General features: G+C 37.3%; 16 protein-coding genes. 5 read left to right on the top strand and 11 right to left on the bottom strand.

Features of this window, described 5'->3' with window-relative positions:
- Position 1 precedes the first annotated feature (1 nt).
- The 9 genes from uvrB to fakB1 form a co-directional block, all read right to left on the bottom strand.
- Positions 2-1,984 carry an excinuclease ABC subunit UvrB gene (uvrB, locus tag CD138_RS02895; RefSeq protein ID WP_019168501.1) on the bottom strand — a complete coding sequence of 661 codons (1,983 nt, stop codon included), beginning with the start codon at positions 1,982-1,984 and terminating at the stop codon, positions 2-4.
- A gap of 169 nt (positions 1,985-2,153) precedes the next feature.
- Entirely contained in the window at positions 2,154-2,399 is a 246-nt protein-coding gene (locus CD138_RS02890) for a CsbA family protein (protein ID WP_026066847.1), read from the bottom strand.
- Positions 2,400-2,404: 5 nt separating this feature from the next.
- Positions 2,405-3,046 (bottom strand): YfbR-like 5'-deoxynucleotidase, encoded by a 642-nt coding sequence (locus CD138_RS02885; protein WP_019168503.1) that lies wholly within the window; start codon positions 3,044-3,046, stop codon positions 2,405-2,407.
- Positions 3,047-3,214: 168 nt separating this feature from the next.
- Positions 3,215-4,319 (bottom strand): peptide chain release factor 2 gene (prfB, locus tag CD138_RS02880; protein WP_096559908.1). Its coding sequence is split into 2 segments (ribosomal slippage): positions 3,215-4,246 and positions 4,248-4,319, totalling 1,104 coding nucleotides; the frame shifts between segments, so codons are not numbered across the junction.
- Between the two features lie 38 nt (positions 4,320-4,357).
- Positions 4,358-6,886, bottom strand: coding sequence for a preprotein translocase subunit SecA (secA, locus tag CD138_RS02875; protein ID WP_019168505.1), 2,529 nt, complete (start codon positions 6,884-6,886; stop codon positions 4,358-4,360).
- A gap of 430 nt (positions 6,887-7,316) precedes the next feature.
- Complete coding sequence (gene hpf / locus CD138_RS02870) at positions 7,317-7,877, bottom strand: ribosome hibernation-promoting factor, HPF/YfiA family (protein WP_019168506.1); 561 nt, start codon at positions 7,875-7,877, stop codon at positions 7,317-7,319.
- Positions 7,878-7,941: 64 nt separating this feature from the next.
- Positions 7,942-8,583, bottom strand: a complete 642-nt coding sequence (locus CD138_RS02865; protein ID WP_244913378.1) for a ComF family protein — start codon at positions 8,581-8,583, stop codon at positions 7,942-7,944.
- Between the two features lie 23 nt (positions 8,584-8,606).
- Positions 8,607-9,893 carry a DEAD/DEAH box helicase family protein gene (locus CD138_RS02860; protein ID WP_019168508.1) on the bottom strand — a complete coding sequence of 429 codons (1,287 nt, stop codon included), beginning with the start codon at positions 9,891-9,893 and terminating at the stop codon, positions 8,607-8,609.
- A gap of 153 nt (positions 9,894-10,046) precedes the next feature.
- On the bottom strand, positions 10,047-10,931 hold the full coding sequence (fakB1, locus tag CD138_RS02855) for a fatty acid kinase binding subunit FakB1 (RefSeq protein ID WP_019168509.1): 885 nt from the start codon (positions 10,929-10,931) through the stop codon (positions 10,047-10,049).
- Between the two features lie 299 nt (positions 10,932-11,230).
- Between fakB1 and CD138_RS02850 the strand changes: the two genes are divergently transcribed.
- Complete coding sequence (locus CD138_RS02850; protein ID WP_019168510.1) at positions 11,231-11,866, top strand: YigZ family protein; 636 nt, start codon at positions 11,231-11,233, stop codon at positions 11,864-11,866.
- A 180-nt stretch (positions 11,867-12,046) separates the two neighbouring features.
- Here CD138_RS02850 and CD138_RS02845 read toward each other — a convergent pair whose 3' ends face one another.
- A complete protein-coding gene (locus CD138_RS02845; protein WP_019168511.1) occupies positions 12,047-13,105 on the bottom strand; it encodes a glycosyltransferase family 4 protein in 1,059 nt (352 codons plus the stop codon).
- A gap of 392 nt (positions 13,106-13,497) precedes the next feature.
- Between CD138_RS02845 and gdpS the strand changes: the two genes are divergently transcribed.
- The 4 genes from gdpS (at position 13,498) to pepT (ending at position 17,380) form a co-directional block, all read left to right on the top strand.
- Entirely contained in the window at positions 13,498-14,568 is a 1,071-nt protein-coding gene (gene gdpS / locus CD138_RS02840) for a GGDEF domain-containing protein GdpS (protein WP_019168512.1), read from the top strand.
- 283 nt (positions 14,569-14,851) lie between these two features.
- Positions 14,852-15,613 carry a threonine/serine exporter family protein gene (locus tag CD138_RS02835; RefSeq protein WP_019168513.1) on the top strand — a complete coding sequence of 254 codons (762 nt, stop codon included), beginning with the start codon at positions 14,852-14,854 and terminating at the stop codon, positions 15,611-15,613.
- Positions 15,614-15,628: 15 nt separating this feature from the next.
- Complete coding sequence (locus tag CD138_RS02830) at positions 15,629-16,132, top strand: threonine/serine exporter family protein (protein WP_019168514.1); 504 nt, start codon at positions 15,629-15,631, stop codon at positions 16,130-16,132.
- A gap of 24 nt (positions 16,133-16,156) precedes the next feature.
- Positions 16,157-17,380 carry a peptidase T gene (gene pepT, locus CD138_RS02825; RefSeq protein ID WP_019168515.1) on the top strand — a complete coding sequence of 408 codons (1,224 nt, stop codon included), beginning with the start codon at positions 16,157-16,159 and terminating at the stop codon, positions 17,378-17,380.
- Between the two features lie 116 nt (positions 17,381-17,496).
- Here the strand turns inward: pepT and CD138_RS02820 are convergent, their stop codons facing one another.
- Positions 17,497-18,612 carry a glycerate kinase gene (locus tag CD138_RS02820; protein ID WP_019168516.1) on the bottom strand — a complete coding sequence of 372 codons (1,116 nt, stop codon included), beginning with the start codon at positions 18,610-18,612 and terminating at the stop codon, positions 17,497-17,499.
- Between the last annotated feature and the right edge of the window lie 105 nt (positions 18,613-18,717).

Here is an 18,717-nt window from a genome sequence, read left to right as displayed (position 1 = left end):
TTCACCCTTTTGATTTTAGTTCAAATAATAAATCTCTTAATTCGGTTGCTCTTTCGAAATCTAGCGCTTTTGCTGCTTCTTTCATTTCTTTTTCAACATTTTCAATCGTTTTTTCACGTTCTTTTTTCGTCATTTTCTTCGGTACTTCTTTACGCTGATCTTCATTTGTTTCATCCGTTTCAACCGTTGCACTAATGACATCATGAATTTCTTTGTTAATTGTTTTAGGTACAATGCCATGTTTTTCATTGTATGCCATTTGAATTTCACGACGTCGTTCAGTTTCATCCATCGCGACTTTCATTGAATCAGTTATTCGATCCGCATACATAATGACATGACCTTTATCATTACGTGCTGCGCGACCCATCGTTTGGATTAATGAACGTTCAGAACGTAGGAAGCCTTCTTTATCTGCATCCAGAATCACCACTAATGAAACTTCTGGAATATCCAGTCCCTCTCTAAGCAAGTTAATACCGATGAGTACATCAAACGTTCCCATCCGTAAATCTCGAATAATTTCAATCCGTTCTAACGTTTTAATTTCAGAATGTAAGTAATTGACCTTCACACCCGCTTCTTTCAAATAGGTCGTTAAATCCTCACTCATTTTTTTCGTTAATGTTGTGATCAATACGCGCTCGCCTTGTTCTGTTCGTTCTTGAATCTCACTGAGCAAGTCGTCGATCTGATTTTTCGTAGGGCGGACTTCGATTTCCGGATCTAACAAGCCAGTTGGACGAATAATTTGTTCAACCATTTCGTCTGTATGCTCGATTTCGTATGGTCCTGGTGTCGCTGATACGTAGACAAGTTGATTTGCTTTTTGTTCGAACTCTTCAAACTTCAAAGGTCTGTTGTCTAATGCACTCGGAAGACGGAATCCATGCTCAACTAATACTTTCTTACGTGCTTGGTCTCCATTATACATCCCACGAATTTGTGGTAACGTGACATGTGACTCATCTATCATAATGAGCCAATCATCACCAAAATAATCTAACAAAGTATACGGTGTAGAGCCGGGGGGACGTAATGTGAGGTGGACAGAATAGTTTTCAATACCTGACGTAAAGCCCATTTCACGCATCATCTCTAAATCATAATTCGTTCTTTGTTCTAAACGTTGCGCTTCGAGTAATTTATTTTCACTTCTTAAATATTCAAGTTGTTCTTCCAATTCTTTTTCAATACGCTCGATTGCAATCTTCATTTTTTCTTCACGCGTTACGAAGTGAGAAGCCGGGAACAGTGCAAAATGTTCGCGTTCTTTTAATACTTCCCCAGTTAAATAGTTAATTTCACTAATACGGTCCACTTCATCACCGAAAAATTCCACACGAATACATAACTCCTCACGTGAAGCTGGGAAAATCTCAACAACATCGCCGCGTACTCGAAATGTTCCGCGTCTAAAGTCAATGTCATTGCGTGTATATTGTACATCAACGAGTTTTCGCAGTAACTCGCTTCTGTCCATTTCCATACCTACACGAATGCTCACAACTAAGTCACGATATTCGTCTGGATTACCTAAACCGTAAATACAGCTGACACTAGCGATAATAATAACATCATCTCGTTCAAACAGCGCACTCGTTGCTGAATGTCGGAGTTGGTCAATTTCATCATTAATCGATGCATCTTTTTCAATAAACGTATCAGTAGACGGAACATACGCTTCTGGTTGGTAATAATCGTAGTAACTTACAAAATATTCCACCCTATTTTCAGGAAAGAAGGTTTTGAACTCACTATACAGTTGTCCTGCTAACGTTTTGTTATGTGCAATAATGAGTGTCGGTTTGCCCACTTCTTTAATGACATTACTCATCGTAAATGTTTTACCCGTTCCTGTTGCACCGAGTAATGTTTGATGACGCTTCCCTTCTTCTATTCCTTTGACCAATGCTTTGATTGCTTTGGGTTGATCCCCTTGTGGTTCGAAATTTGAAGCAATTTTAAAGTCATGATGCTCCATTCACTGTCCGCCTCCTATCTACCTAGTACTCATATTTTAACAGAACACAAGCACAAAATACAAACATTTGTTCGCAATCCAACACAAAGAGGAGTGCTTCTGATAACATCTAAACTGTGTCAGATTCACTCCTGTTGCCGCTATAAATGTGAAGGCGTGTGGGCAAAGATTACATGCCGCCTTCTTTATCGTGTTCGATACGATGAATTTTTAATTCTTCTACAATAATATACCCTGCTAACAATGATACAACGTCAAGGAAAATAATCCATTCATTATGAAAAAAACCTTTATAAACCGAAGCACCAATGACGACTAATGTGATGAGCGTCCCCATCCATTTACTTCTCGTTATTGCGCTGAAAATAACCACTAGGACACAAGGGAAAAAAGCGGCCACTATATACCAAATCACCCCTATCACATCTTTCTTTTATTTAGGATTTGCATCGTCATTTCTTTCAATTCAGTACGTGGTATAAATCTTTCAGTTAACATTTCTGGAATAATATTTTCAATAAAATCCTGTACAGAAGCCAAATGATCAAATTGCATAATCGTTTCAAGACTCATTTCATAGATTTCAAAAAATAGAGGTTCAGGATTACGTTTTTGTATTTCACCAAATGTTTCATACAATAAATCAATTTTGTCTGCAACTGATAGAATCTGTCCTTCTAACGAGTCATCTTTTCCTTCTTGTAAGCGACGGCGGTATATATCTTGATACTGTTCTGGTATTTCTTCTTTAATAAATGTATCCACCATTTCCTCTTCCACTTGTGAAAATAGTTTTTTTAATTCACCACTCGCATACTTTACAGGGGTTTTAATATCTCCCGTAAACACTTCGGCAAAGTCGTGATTAAGTGCCTTTTCATATAAACTTTTCCAATCCACTGTTTTACCGTGATATTCTTCAACCGTGCCTAAATACTGGGCAATTTTTGTAACTTTGAAAGAGTGTGCGGCTACATTATGCTCGAAGTATTTAAATTTCCCAGGTAATCGAATGAGCTTTTCTAAATCTGATAACCTTTTAAAATATTGATGAATTCCCATAATCAACCTCCTCCTGTCATATTTACATTTGATGTCCATTTGTTGATTATATTAACACATTTATTCATGAAATATCACTTGTTTCTCGCCCAGATCATCATTGTATTTAATAAATGATATATTTCAGGGGCTCGAACAATTAAATGCCCTAGCCCCTGCTTTGTTAAATTATTTCATTTGATGTCTTAAGTATGCTTCGATAAACGGACCGATTTCACCGTCCATGACAGCGTTAACGTTACCCGTTTCCTCATTTGTACGGTGGTCTTTCACCATAGAATATGGGTGGAACACGTAAGAACGAATCTGACTTCCCCAACCAATTTCTTTTTGTTCACCACGAATAGCAGCTAACTCTTGCTCTTTTTGCTCTAACTCAAGTTGATAAAGTTTCGCTTTCAACATTTTCATCGCTGCTTCTCTATTTTTAATTTGTGAACGTTCATTTTGGTTATTCACCACAATACCCGTCGGATGGTGTGTAATACGGATAGCCGATTCAGTTTTGTTAATATGCTGACCACCTGCACCCGACGCACGGAAAGTATCCACAGTAATATCATCTGGGTTAATTTCAACTTCGATTTTTTCGTTGTTAAATTCAGGAATCACATCGCATGATGCAAATGACGTATGACGACGACCCGAAGAATCAAACGGCGAAATACGTACGAGACGGTGAACACCTTTTTCAGCTTTTAAGTAACCGTAAGCATTGTGACCTTTAACGAGCATTGTCACACTTTTAACACCCGCTTCATCACCTGCTTGATAATCGACAATTTCTACTTTAAAACCTTGCTGTTCACTATAACGTTGATACATACGTAACAACATATTTGTCCAGTCTTGTGATTCCGTACCACCTGCACCCGGATGTAATTCGAGAATGGCATTATTGGCATCATGCTCGCCATCCAACAAGAGTTGCAATTCGAATTGATCTACTTTCGCTTGGAAACCGAGGACTTCTTGTTCTAAATCGTCTTTCATTTCCTCATCGTATTCTTCTTGTAGCAATTCATGCGTTGCAACCATCTCTTCAAGTGTTTCAGCCACGTCATAGTAACTGTTCACAACAGATTTTAAAGCGTTGTTTTGATCGATAATCGTTTGTGCACAATCTTGATTATCCCAAAACTGTGGATCCGCCATCATTTCTTCATATTCTTGGATGTTCGTCTCTTTATTTTCTAAGTCAAAGAGACCCCCTAAGTTGTTCTAATTTTACACTAAAACTATCCATGTTACGTTTAAGTTCGGACAATTCCATCATGTATCGCTCCTTTTAAATAATCAGCTATTGCCACGCTATTTGCCGTGACAATTTTTATATTTTTTGCCGCTTCCACATGGACATGGCTCATTACGTCCGACCTCATGTTCCTTTACAATAGGTTGTGGCTTCACTTTTTCTTTGCCATCTTCAGCTGAAACGTGCTTACCTTCTAATTCTTTCGTTTTCTCACGTTCAACATCTTCTTCCACTGTGATGACAGATTTCAGAATATATTTGCTGACATCCTCTTCAATACTTTGCATCATGATATCGAACAATTGATGTCCTTCATTTTGATAGTCACGCAATGGATTTTGTTGTCCATACGAGCGCAAATGAATCCCTTGACGGAGTTGATCCATCGTATCGATATGTGATGTCCAATGATTATCAATAGAGCGTAATAAAATCATGCGTTCAAACTCTGGCATACGGTCACCCAGTTGATCTTTTTGACGATTGTATGCCGCTTCAATTTTCGCCCAAATGACTTCAAACATATCTTCTCTATCTTTGCCGTTGATTTCGCTTTCAGTCAAGTCACCTTCATGTAAAAAGACGTCTTCAACATAGTGGATCAGTGGCTCATAGTCCATCTTTTCTTCATCTTCATTCACGTAATGGAGCAATGCGCGATCTAATGTAGAATGCATCATTTGCATCACTAAATCTGTACTTTGATCTTCATCTATAATTTGATTACGTTCTTCATACATGATTTCACGTTGTTTACGTAAGACTTCATCATATTCCAAAATACGTTTACGTGCATCAAAGTTGTTACCTTCTACTCGTTTTTGTGCAGATTCTACGGCACGAGATACCATTTTAGATTCAATCGGTGTAGAATCGTCCATACCTAAACGACTCATCATTGCCTGCATACGTTCTGAACCGAAACGTACCATCAAATCATCTTGTAATGATAAATAGAAACGACTGTCCCCTTTATCACCTTGACGACCTGAACGACCACGCAACTGATCATCAATACGGCGTGATTCGTGACGTTCAGTACCAATGACCGCAAGACCTCCTAGTTCTTCAACACCTTCGCCTAGTTTAATGTCTGTACCACGTCCGGCCATGTTCGTTGCAATCGTAACAGCACCCTTTTGACCTGCACCTGATACAATTTCCGCTTCTCGTTCGTGGTTTTTGGCGTTAAGGACACTGTGTCGGATACCGCGTTTTTTCAATAAATTCGAGATATATTCTGAAGTTTCTACTGCGACAGTCCCCAACAATACAGGCTGACCTTTACGATGCTTTTCAATCACTTCTTCGACAACCGCATCAAATTTACCTTTTTGGCTCACATAAATTAAGTCCGAATGATCAATACGCTGGATAGGTCGGTTTGTCGGAATTTGAGTTACAGTCATGTTGTAAATATTACGGAACTCTTCTTCCTCAGTTTTAGCCGTACCCGTCATCCCAGCTAACTTGTTGTACATTCTGAAATAGTTTTGGAATGTAATAGAAGCCATTGTTTTAGATTCGTTTTGAATTTGTACATTTTCTTTTGCCTCAATTGCTTGATGTAAACCTTCTGAAAAACGACGGCCTGGCATCGTACGACCTGTAAATTGGTCAACAATCAGAATTTCGCCACCGGTTACCATATAATCTACGTCTCGTTGCATCGTGTAATGTGCACGTAAAGCAAGGTTAATATGGTGAATCACGTCGACATGTTTCACATCATATAAGTTTTCGATTTTAAACATGCGTTCTGCTTTATCGACACCTTGTTCCGTCAATTGAATACTTTTCGTTTGTACATCATAGTTATAATCTTCTTCAGCTTTAAGCATTTTCGAAAAAACGTTCGCTTGTGTGTATAATGATGTAGATTTCTCCGCTTCACCTGAAATGATCAACGGTGTACGCGCTTCATCGATTAATATCGAGTCAACCTCATCAATAATCGCAAAATGTAGCGGACGCATGACACGGTCTTCTTTGTAATTCACCATGTTATCTCGTAAATAGTCAAAACCAAGTTCATTGTTTGTGCTGTATGTGATATCTTGACTATAAGCTTCACGCTTTTCTACTGTACTTAGACTATTAAGGTTCAAACCGACTGACAAACCTAAGAAATTATACAGTTCTGCCATTTCTTCACTTTGAACACTAGATAAATATTCGTTTACCGTAATAACGTGGACACCGCGACCAGCTAATGCATTTAAATAGGTTGGCATCGTTGCAGTAAGTGTTTTACCTTCACCGGTTCTCATCTCTGCAATATCACCTTTATGAATGGCAATCCCACCCATGATTTGTACTTTATATGGTGTCATATTAAACACACGCTTAGAAGCTTCACGTACGAGCGCAAAGGCTTCTGGTAAAATTTCATCTAATTTATGATTTTGCTTTTTAATATCTTCAATTTGTTGAACTTCTTCTTGAAAAGCTTTCGTTTTCGCTCTCATTTCTTCATCAGTTAGCAACGCCATATCTTCTTCTAATGCGATGACTTTATCTGCTAACTTACTTAAACGTTTGACTTCTCGTTTATTACCGTCAATCATTTTAGTTATCAAACCCATTTTGTTCGCTCCTTTAGCCATAAAACTGTGCCGCTTACAACTATCCATCATATCATTTTTCGGTATAAATTTATACTCAAACCACTTATATATATACGTATCATTTAACAAATTTATTATAATACTTCATACCGTCAAATAACAATATATGATATTTCTCGCCATTATTACATATTCAAATCAACTTTCTACTTAAATGACATTCAGCTCAGAAATCAACTTAAAAACTTGTATCTGCCTTTTAAACAATCCATACGAAAGCACATTGCCATATGATAAAAGAAGGGACAAGCTTAAAATCTAATACATCTGATTAGATTCATCCACTTGCCCCACATTTTTGGTACGCATCATCACGCGTTCAATCAAGATTTTTCAGTTATTGCATTGTTCCGCATAATGAACGTCATCTCTTTATTTGTAAGAGAGATTATTCAGTTTCAATCAAGCCATATTTACCATCTTTACGACGATAAACAATACTTGTACCATCTGTTTCACGATCGTTAAACACGAAGAAGTCATGTCCTAATAGGTTCATTTGTAATACCGCTTCTTCTGAGTCCATTGGTTTTAAGCTGAATGTTTTAGAACGAATGATTTCGATGTCAGACGCTGTTGCTTCTTGTTCCACTTCTGGTTCAGTCGCTTCAACTTCAGTAAATACATCCTCTTCATAACCACGGTCTCTATTTTTACGATTGACACGTGTTTTATACTTACGAACTTGACGTTCAAGTTTATTATTAATTAAATCGATACCTGCATATAAGTCGTCATGACGTTCCTCTGCACGAAGCGTTACATTTTTCAATGGAATTGTCACTTCGATCTTAGTACCAGAATTTTGATACGTTTTCACTTTCACATGGGCTGTTGCATTTGGCACATTAGTGAAATAGCGTTCTAACTTACCAATTTTCTCCTCAATATAATTTCTAATAGCATCTGTGATTGTGAGGTTGTCTCCATGAATTTCAAAATTAATCATAGTGCTCGCTCCTTTCAACCTCTTTTTATAATATATTCCTTACTTATATTTTAACATGTTTACGCTATCTCGCAAACGTTAACATACTTAATTTTCTGACTTTTTGTTGTAATAATACATTTCCAGCACAGTGGGCAGTGTGACCGGTCGTGTAAATATCATCAATAAGGAGAATAGTTTTGTTTTCCAGAGAAATATCACTATCGAAATAAATGGGATTATTAACTGCATAACGTTCCGAACGCGATAATGCAAATTGCTTTGAGCGAGGTTTCATTTTCAAACAAGCGACATAAGGTATTTTCAAATGATCGAGTATCGTTTGAACAGGGTTGAACATACGTTGTAAATCGTGATTCTGACTAGACGGTATCGGTACAATGATTTCACCTTTCACATAGCCGATACGTATGTAATGTGCAAAAACTTCAGCAAGTGCAACGTCGTTTAAAAATTTATACTGATGCAACAACGTCTTCACAAAATGATCGTAATGAAAAAGTGGGACAATACGCTCAAATTGCACACCCATATCATCAAAATTTCGACAATTATGACATACACCTGAAGTGTCTAATTTACCTTTACAATAGGCACATCGATTTGTCTCATCAAAACGACAATGATTGATTAATTCGTGGCACTTTGGACATAAAATGTGCGTTCGTGTATATAGGTTCGCCATTAAGATATCTTCGTGCATCATATTCATGCAATACAGACATCGTTTCATGTCACCCACCCTCGTTTCATCGCTAAATGATTCATTTCAACAATTTGATGTCGTGCATCATACATCGCCCTTGTGCGTCCTTCATGTAAAAATAACACTTCTCCATCCGGACAAATTGCTTTACGCCCTACGCGTCCTGCAATTTGGATTAAAGCTGTTGAAGTATAGCGATGACTATCAACAACCCACACATCTAAATAGGCCATCGTGAACCCTCTTTCCAATATTGTTGTCGTTAACATGATGTCGTATGCACCGTTTCGCAAAGCTTCTACTTTCTTTAACCGTTCGGGATCTTCACTGTATACAAATCCTAAACGGTCTACTAACGTCACATATGTTTCAAAAAAGCGTTTCATTTCTTGTATATCACTGAAAAAAATTAATGTTATCCGTTGTTGTTTTTGTTGGGCTTTCATGCGTGTGAATAAATAAAACTGCACCTTATCCACTCGGAGTTTGAAATATTTAAAAGTAGGAATGACTAGAGGACGTTGATGAAACCTTGCTGGCAATGTAATCGTATGTGCATCATCAAATTGTGCTTTTAAATGTGTCGGTGGCGTTGCCGTCATATATATGAGCGCTTTTTTCGTTCTCGCTGCATTTTCAATCGATTGCATTAAAGAGGGATCCATCGCAAGTGGAAAAGCATCGACTTCATCAATAAAAATCACATGAAAATGCCGTTTAAAACGATACAGTTGGTGTACCGTTGAAATGACAAAATGTGCTTCATACTGCTGTTGACTTGCTTGATGTAAAATATCAATGGCTTCATTTAAAAAAGTTTGTTGAATACGCGTACTCACTTCAATGACAACATCTAGTCTTGGTGAAACGACCGCGACATTGTATCCTTGACGACGTGCCTGTGCAATGGCTTCAAACATCATCTCAGTCTTTCCAGCACCTGTCACCGCATGAAGTAATAATGATTCATGATTCAGCACAGCTTGAACAATATGATCAGAGGCAAATTGCTGTTGCACCGATAATTGAAACGGCAACTCATAAACTGCGTCTGAACAACAAGTCATACTTTTCAATGTATAAACATCTGTCACACTGTCCATCCGCCCCATTTGAATGCAATGCCGACAGTAAGTTATCTTTTCATTCATGATATGACTAACAAATTGATAAAAATGGTGGTGAAGCTCTGTTGCGCATCGTGTACATCGCCATCCTGTTGACGTACGAGTTACGCCTTTTTCTATTTGCATGATTTGACTTTTATCGTAAGGCGTCGCATCTGTGATAAGTTGACCATTTAAATACATTTTGAAGCTCCTTTCAATAACATACACGTATCAGCACGGTATTTTACTTTTTTTAATGCAAATTATTTTACCGACGCTATACAATTAAACGAACATTTCTTCAAAATAAAAACAGCCCCCTATCTAGGAAGCTGCTTTAGAACTATTTCATTTTTAGCGCTCAACATTGACCGAATCAGGAACTTCGATATGACGGTTGACGACACCGATACCAAATCCACCTAATCCTAAATGCGATGTGATAACGGGGCCAAGTTCTGAAAAGACGATATTTTTATTCGGATGCTTTTCTTTAAGGTCCTTGTAAACGCCTTGAGATTCTTCTCTTTCATCGCCACCAATTACCATAATTGTCGACTGTTCAAATTGATTCGATATTTCAACCGCTTTATCTTCAATTAACTTTAATGCTCTCTTTTTCGTACGGACTTTTTCATATGGGACAATCAAACCATCCTCAAATGTCAATACAGGCTTCATCTTTAATAAATTTCCTATCCAAGCTTGGGCACCTGTAATACGACCGCTTTTATGCAAGTTTTTCAAGTCATCTACAACTAAAAACGCCCCGACATGTTGAACCATATCATCTAAATCTGCCAAAATCGCTTCGACATCTAATCCTTGTTCAATTAAGTCTAAAGCACGCAACACAAGTGACCCTTCAGGTAAACATGCAATTTTGGAATCAACTGGATGAACACGAATGCCCTCTACCATTGTTGAAGCTTGCATTGCTGTTTGATATGCGCCGCTAATGCCACTTGAAAGATGGACAACAATCACATCTGTGTACCCTTCATCTCTATACGCTTCATAAGCACTGATCATTTCACCAATGGCAGGTTGACTTGTTGTAGGGATAGATTTGGATGTTTTTAATATGTCATAAAATTCGTCTGCAAAGATTGAAATATTCTCTTTATAGTTCTCACCATTTTCTAGCGTAATACTCAACGGCACAATACGAATGTTATTTTTTTCCAATATATGTTGAGGGATATAGCTTGTTGAATCAGTCATGACAGCTATTTTCATTTTTTCTTCCTCCTAATAAAGCAAACACTTAATTTTAATCACTTAGATGTGCAAAATCATTCATCATTGTCGGTACTTTTTATTGATATGAATGTATTTCGACAGTTTATTATATAACAAAATTAATCATGGAATGCTATTTTTTCAAGTTTTCTTCGTCATTGTGACAATCTTTACTTCCACATATGCTTCTATCATACTATATTTTGCAAAGTCATGTCGTATACTTTCACATCTTTAAGTTAACGTCAAATATAGTATAATAAGTGAAGCAATTATTACAATAAAGGGTGACCCATATGACAGATTCAGTTATTACAATTAAAGATGAACATATCATAGAAAACGTCATTAGTAAATCTCGTTTCATTGCCCATATTAAACCCGTCCACAATGAGGATGAAGCAAAAGCATTTATTGAAGCGAAGAAAAAGGAACATCGAGAAGCAACACATAACTGTTCGGCTTATACGATTGGAGATACAATGCTCATTCAAAAAGCACATGACGATGGTGAACCAAGTGGTACGGCGGGCGTTCCAATGTTAGAAATGTTAAAAAAGTTGGATGTTCATGATGTCGCTGTAGTCGTTACGCGCTATTTCGGTGGGATTAAACTAGGTACAGGGGGTCTCATACGTGCATATGGTGGTGCGGTACGCGATGTGATTCAAGATGTGGGTCGCGTTGCATTACGTCCAGCGGTTCCTGTCCGCATTTCGATGGCTTATGATTTAACTGGAAAATTTGAATATGAACTCCAATCAACCACTTTTATGCTTCGCGATACCGCATATACCGAGCAAGTGACGTATCATATTGATGTCCTTGAAGAAGAATATGAGGCATTCATTCAATTTGCAAATCAACATACCCAAGGCAAATATACTTTAGAAGCTGACCCAGTGATGCGTTTGCCATTTGATATTGATTAACGTTGTTGAGATGAGCGATTCTGAACAATATTGATACTTAAGTATTTCACATGTTGTGTACTCAAAGTCACATACGCGTGACGTGTGCATGGGTTATGACTTTAAATGAAACACCTTCAATTGTTAAAAATTTATCCCTCATCATTACGACGAGGGATAAATTATATCATTTTTTAATCACTATTTTTTGCTTCTCAAACGCTTCTGTCTCGCGATAAGGTCAAGTAATGGGCGATAATCATCATCTATTAAGCCAGTGAATTCAACAATCAATTCGATCGTGATCACAATGAGGATAATCATTAAAAAGACGCCCCACGGTTGTGAAATGTATAAAATGATACTCACGACACTAAACATAAACGCAATAGAATATATTAAAAACACCGTTTGTCTATGTGTATATCCGAGCTCTAATAATTTGTGATGTAAGTGAGATTTATCAGCTTGCATAATATGTTGACCCTTTTTAACACGGCGAATCATCGCAAAGAGTGTATCAATAAATGGTACCGCTAAAATAACAATTGGGAAGAACAAGGAAATAAACGTAATATTTTTAAAACCGAGTAGTGATACGAAACCGATTATAAAACCGATACATAACGCGCCACTATCTCCCAAAAAGATTTTAGCTGGATGGAAATTGAAAGCAAGAAATCCAAAAAGCGAACCAATGAGAACACTACAAATCATGATAATAAAAATATTGCCTTGTAAAATTGCAATGAATGCAATCGTTACAAGCGCAATCACAGAGACGCCTGCTGCAAGTCCGTCTAAGCCATCAATCAAGTTAATCGCATTTGTAATGGCTACAATCCAAAATATAGTAATGGGGATACTCAACCATCCGAAATAAATGGTTGGCCCAATCGGAATCGAAATAAAATCGATCGTCACGCCATACGACACAACAACCAAAGCCGCTGCAATTTGACCTATTAATTTAAGTATCGGTTTTAAATCGTATAAATCATCTATTAATCCAACAAAATACATAACAATTGCACCAAGTAATAGTGGCTTGATTTCACGTTCAATCGGATGTCCAAGCCAAATCCCTATTAAAAAAGATAATAATATTGCTGTTCCCCCAAGCATCGAAATGGGTTTAGTATGTATTTTACGAAAATTGGGTCTATCAACAATATCTAGTTTTTTAGAAACGGCTATTACTATTGGTGTAATTATTAAACTGACTATCATCGAGACGCCAATGAGTGTTAAAGTATACATCAGTTCACCTACATTACACGGAATTTTTCTTCATTCATCGTTCAACAATGGCAAAGCACATTTTCAAACGACTTCAACACATCAGTTAAATACAAGACAATACACAATCATAAAATAATCCTTTTTATTATGTCAGTCTTGCCAATATATTTATTTTACATTAAATCAAAAGTACATTAAACCCATCAATCAAATTGAATGAGGCATGTATATTTCATTAATTAAAAGCGTTGATAAGGTTAAAATACACGTATATCTTATCACACCTTAGGGGTCAAGTTCCTATAAAAACATTTTCAAACACGTAAAACTTTGCATGTTATAAAAAATAATGACAAATTGTAACATTTCACATACAATAACTAATGGTAAAGAAAAGGAGTCGCTTAATTATGATTGAAGCTATTATTTATAATATTTCAGTAACAATCGCTGGAATATATTTATTTCATCGTCTTCAATACGCTGAATCTCATGACTTTAGATTCTCAAAAAGTTATATTACCGTATTGATGACCATCGTCGGGTTGTTACTTGCATTTCAACCTATTCCAATCGAAAACTATATGATTCAACTTTCTTTTGTTCCTTTACTCTTTTTAGGTCGATATACAAATTCTATTTACACAGTATTCGCAGCAGTCATCATCGCTTTAGTCGGTTATTTTGTGTTATCGACAACATTAACTTACGCCGTGTCGTTGCTAGTCATTGCAGCTATTGTAAGCACAATAGGCCCATTTCTCAAGCAAAATCATGTCGTTGCAATCCAAATCTTAAACATTTTAAGTATTATGATTTTAGCGATTATCGCAATGATTATGCCGTCATTTGATATCGTAGAAGTGTTCTATTTAATTCCAATTTCAATAATTGCGACATTAGTGACAGCCGTATTTTACGTAGACTTGCTCAGATTCTTCTCACTGATTGAACGATATGAGAATGAAGATACTGTCGATTACTTGACAGGATTAGGTAATGTTAAAGAATTTGACCGTCATTTAAACGAGATGGCACGCGTTGCCGAAGATGAGCAACAAAGTTTAGCGTTACTATTAATTGACATTGATGGTTTTAAAGATGTGAACGATGCCTATACACATCATGCGGGTGACGCCGTATTAAAACAAATGTCACACCTTTTACAAAATTACGTACCTAAAACAACACACATTTTCCGAAATGGCGGCGAAGAATTTTCGATCGTATTACGTGATTGTTCTTTAGACGAGTGCGTTAAACTTGCTGAAAGTATTCGTAAAGCAGTGGAAAAATCAAATTTCCATTTACCGGACAAAATTGTCATTAAACTCTCCGTCTCTATTGGTGTCGGTTACATGACGAGCGAGAGCCACAAATCACAACGAAAATTATTTAAAGACGCTGATGATATGTTACATGTCGCGAAAAACGAAGGACGTAATCAAGTTATGTTTAGTCCGATTATCAACCCAAAATAATAGTGTGAAGTCACCTTTCTTCCATGAGAGAGGTGACTTTTTATTTACGCCTTCATTGATAGATATATCCATTCAGATTTCCCAAAATTTTCCGCCCATCATTTTGTTAGTCTTGTCGGGTCAATACACCAAATGCCTAACACTAAAGTTAAATTACTTTTCATACCTTACTCATTCACAAATCACACTTTTGAAAGTTTCATAAAAACTGAGTATTAACTATTGCAAGTGGTATTATTCCCATGTAGACTGACTATTAATTGAGATGAAAGGAGACACAACCATGGCAGAAGCACTCACGATTATTGATGAAAATAAAGTCATTGATGTCGTCCTACTTGCGGGTAAGGTTTTATTAGAAAGTGGTGCAGAAACATATCGTGTAGAAGATACAATGGGCCGCATTGCAGCGAGCTTTGGTTTAGAAGATACATACGCCTTTGTCACATCAACAGCGATTATTTTTTCACTGAACGACCGAACGAATACACGTCTTGTTCGTGTGCGTGAACGAACGACGGACTTAGAAAAGATTGCACTCGCTAACAATATTTCAAGAAAAATTTCGCGTAATGCGTTAACATTAGACGAAGCAAAAGCTGAACTCATTCATTTAGAACACGCTTCATTACAATATTCATTTATCATTAAGTTTTTAGCTGCATCGATCGCATGTGGTTTCTTTTTATTTATGTTCGGCGGTGTTCGACATGATTTTATTTACGCTGTTATGGCAGGTGGCGCTGCATTTTTAACATTCGACTTAGTCCAACGCTTTATTCAAATTAAATTTTTCTCAGAATTCATTAGTGCCACAGTTGTCATTGCAGTCGCCGCATTTTTCACTAAAAATGGATGGGCGACGAACCAAGATATTATTACAATTGCTGGTGTCATGCCGCTTGTACCAGGTATTTTAATTACAAATGCCATTCGTGATTTAATGGCTGGTGAGCTTTTAGCAGGCATGTCACGGGGTGTAGAAGCCGCCCTCACTGCATTTGCAATTGGTGCAGGTGTTGCGATTGTATTACTTATTTTTTAGAAAGGTGCGAGGACATTGACTTATATTTTTTATTACATTGCTCAGTTTTTAATCAGCTTTGTTTCGACGATGCTATTTTCAATCATATTCAATGCGCCGAAACGCCTTTTAGTTGCATCAGGCTTTGTAGGTGCAATGGGATGGTCAATCTATAAATTCACAGTAGATATGAATTACGGGATTGTCCTAGCTGCTTTTTTAGGGAGTTTTATCCTTGCAATCATGAGCCATACAATGAGCCGTCATTATAAACGCCCTGTTATTATTTTTATTGTGCCTGGTATCATTCCGTTAGTCCCTGGTGGTGCTGCATATGAAGCAACCCGTTTACTTGTTACAAATGCTTATACGCCTGCTGTTAATCAATTTTTAGAAGTGACATTAACTTCAGGTGCCATTGCATTCGGGATTCTATGTGCAGAAATCTTCTACTACATCTATACACGACTTAAACATGCCTATGGTAAACTTAAAGGAAAGCATTATCGTAAAGGTTATCATATGAATAACCGTATCTAAGTAAATCAAAAAGGAGTGTTCAGTTTGAAAGAACAAATTATCGAAAGACTTTCACGTTACGTTAAAATCAATACACAATCTGACCCAAGTAGCGAGACAACCCCTTCTACTGAGCGTCAATGGGATTTGCTTCATCTTTTAGAGAGTGAATTAAAAGCGATGGGCCTCGAAACAGATTTAGATCATCACGGTTATCTATTCGCCACATTAGAAGCGAATATCGAAACAGATGCACCTACGATTGGATTTTTAGCGCATGTGGATACATCACCAGATTTCAATGCTGCAAATGTTAATCCACAAATCATAGATCTATATGACGGCGGTGTCATTACTTTAGGTACTTCTGGCCGTGAAATTAATCCTGAAGTCTTTCCAGATATTCTTAAAGTTAAAGGCCATACATTAATGACAACAGATGGGACTTCATTACTCGGCGCTGATGATAAAGCAGGTGTCGTCGAAATTATGGAGGCGCTCCAATACTTAATCGAACATCCAGAAATTAAACATGGTCGTATTCGTGTCGGTTTTACTCCAGATGAAGAAATCGGTCGTGGCCCTCACAAATTCGATGTTGAACGTTTTGATGCGGAATTTGCGTACACTATGGATGGCAGTCAATTAGGCGAATTACAATTTGAAAGTTTTAACGCTGCTGAAGCTAAAATTACGTTTGAAGGTGTGAATGTGCACCCTGGTTCTGCAAAAGATAAAATGGTCAATGCATTGAATTTAGCGCACGCATTCCACCAAGCGTTGCCAGCCAATGAAGTGCCAGAACATACTGAAGGTTACGAAGGTTTCTTCCACCTCATGGAAATGAATGGAAACGTTGAAACAGCCACAGCACATTACATCATTCGTGACCATGACAGCATTTCTTTTGAAAATCGAAAGCAACAACTTATTGCGATTCAAAAAGACATCAATGCACGTTATTATTATGATCCTGTTCATCTCGTAATCAATGACCAATATCGAAACATGGCAGAAAAAATTACGCCACTTCAACATATTATCGATATTCCAAAAGCAGTTTATGCTGAACTTAATATCACGCCGAACACAGAACCTATTCGAGGTGGCACAGATGGCTCACAACTTTCGTTTATGGGCTTACCGACACCGAATTTATTTACAGGTTGCGATAACTTCCACGGTCCTTATGAATACGCATCGATTGATGTAATGACACAAGCCGTACAAGTCATCGTAGGCATCGTACAAAAAGCAGCTGAAAAATAAGACTTGTCGTCCGAAGACAATATAGTGGTATGTGCTGAATGTAAAATAATCAATACCAGTTAAACCATCAAAAAGAGACTGAAAAATTCAGTCTCTTTTTGATTCATATATCATCACTAATTAAATGGTGTGCGCAACAATCGAACGGCTTGCACCGCATAATTTCTCAACTGTATTCCCATTTTGAAATCCGTCAATGTTTTAGGCATGTCGATAAACGTATTAAACATACCTGTAACACCTAACGCTTCAAATCGCTCAAATTTATCAGTTGTCCCACATAATGCAATGGATGGCTTGTCATATTGTTGGCAAAGTTCCGCAATTCTTAATGAGGATGTTTCTATCATTTCGTCTTGTTCATCAATGCCTTCACCAAATACAACCAAGTCGGCTTGTTTAACCAATTGATTTAATCCTGTAATTTGATCAACGAGTTCATGACTCGTATGGATGTCTGCATTAAATAACGCCTGCATCGTCGCCGCAATGCCGCCACCAGCACCCCCTCGTTCAACCATACCTAGCACGATATGATGCTGATGTTTGAACAATTCACTCCAGTACCAAAGTAAATTATCAATAATCACCGCTTCTTCTCGGTCTATGTTGAGATTTGGATAAGTCTTCATGACTGCACTCTGTTTTCCGTATAGTTTACTCTCAAAATCAGTTACAATCTGAATCCGGCACTGCTTCAAACCTTCATGTAGGCCTTCGAGATCGATACGACGCACATGTTTGATTTGACCGCCACCTTTTGTCATGTCAACAATTCGACCTTCATCATCGTAAAATTGTGCACCTAAAGCTTGTAACATCCCTGCACCACCATCAAATGTATCCATGGCACCGACTGAAATAATCATATGTTGCGCATTTTTATCTAAAGCATGACGCATGACTTCGCCTAAACCATAGCTTGTTTGTTGCACAAGTGGCAACGTCCCTTTCAAGAATTGGCCAGCTTCAATAATTGTCAAGCCATCTTCTGTTTGACCATACGTTGCATCAACAGTTTGCATTGCTGCATCATGTACCGAAATTTGGTATTGTGTGCCAGACTTCCATAAAAAGACCGCATTTAATAGTTCTCTTCTTCCATTAAAAAGAGGTACTTGTACAATATCCGCATCCTCAATTTGACTCGCCACACCTTCTTCGACATAGCGGTTTGCATCATAACTTGAAATAATGTGATTAAATTCATCCATTGCTACTAATATTTTCATGTGGTCACCCTCTTATCTTTCAAATATTTATCATCAACATCTCAATTTAAATTCAACATTGTATTCATGTAATATATCTCAATTCATCCCATTATTCTATATTAT

This window comes from Staphylococcus intermedius NCTC 11048 (genome assembly GCF_002902385.1).
In the GTDB taxonomy this organism is placed as follows: Bacteria; Bacillota; Bacilli; order Staphylococcales; family Staphylococcaceae; genus Staphylococcus; species Staphylococcus intermedius.
This window is presented reverse-complemented; position numbering and strand designations above follow the sequence as displayed.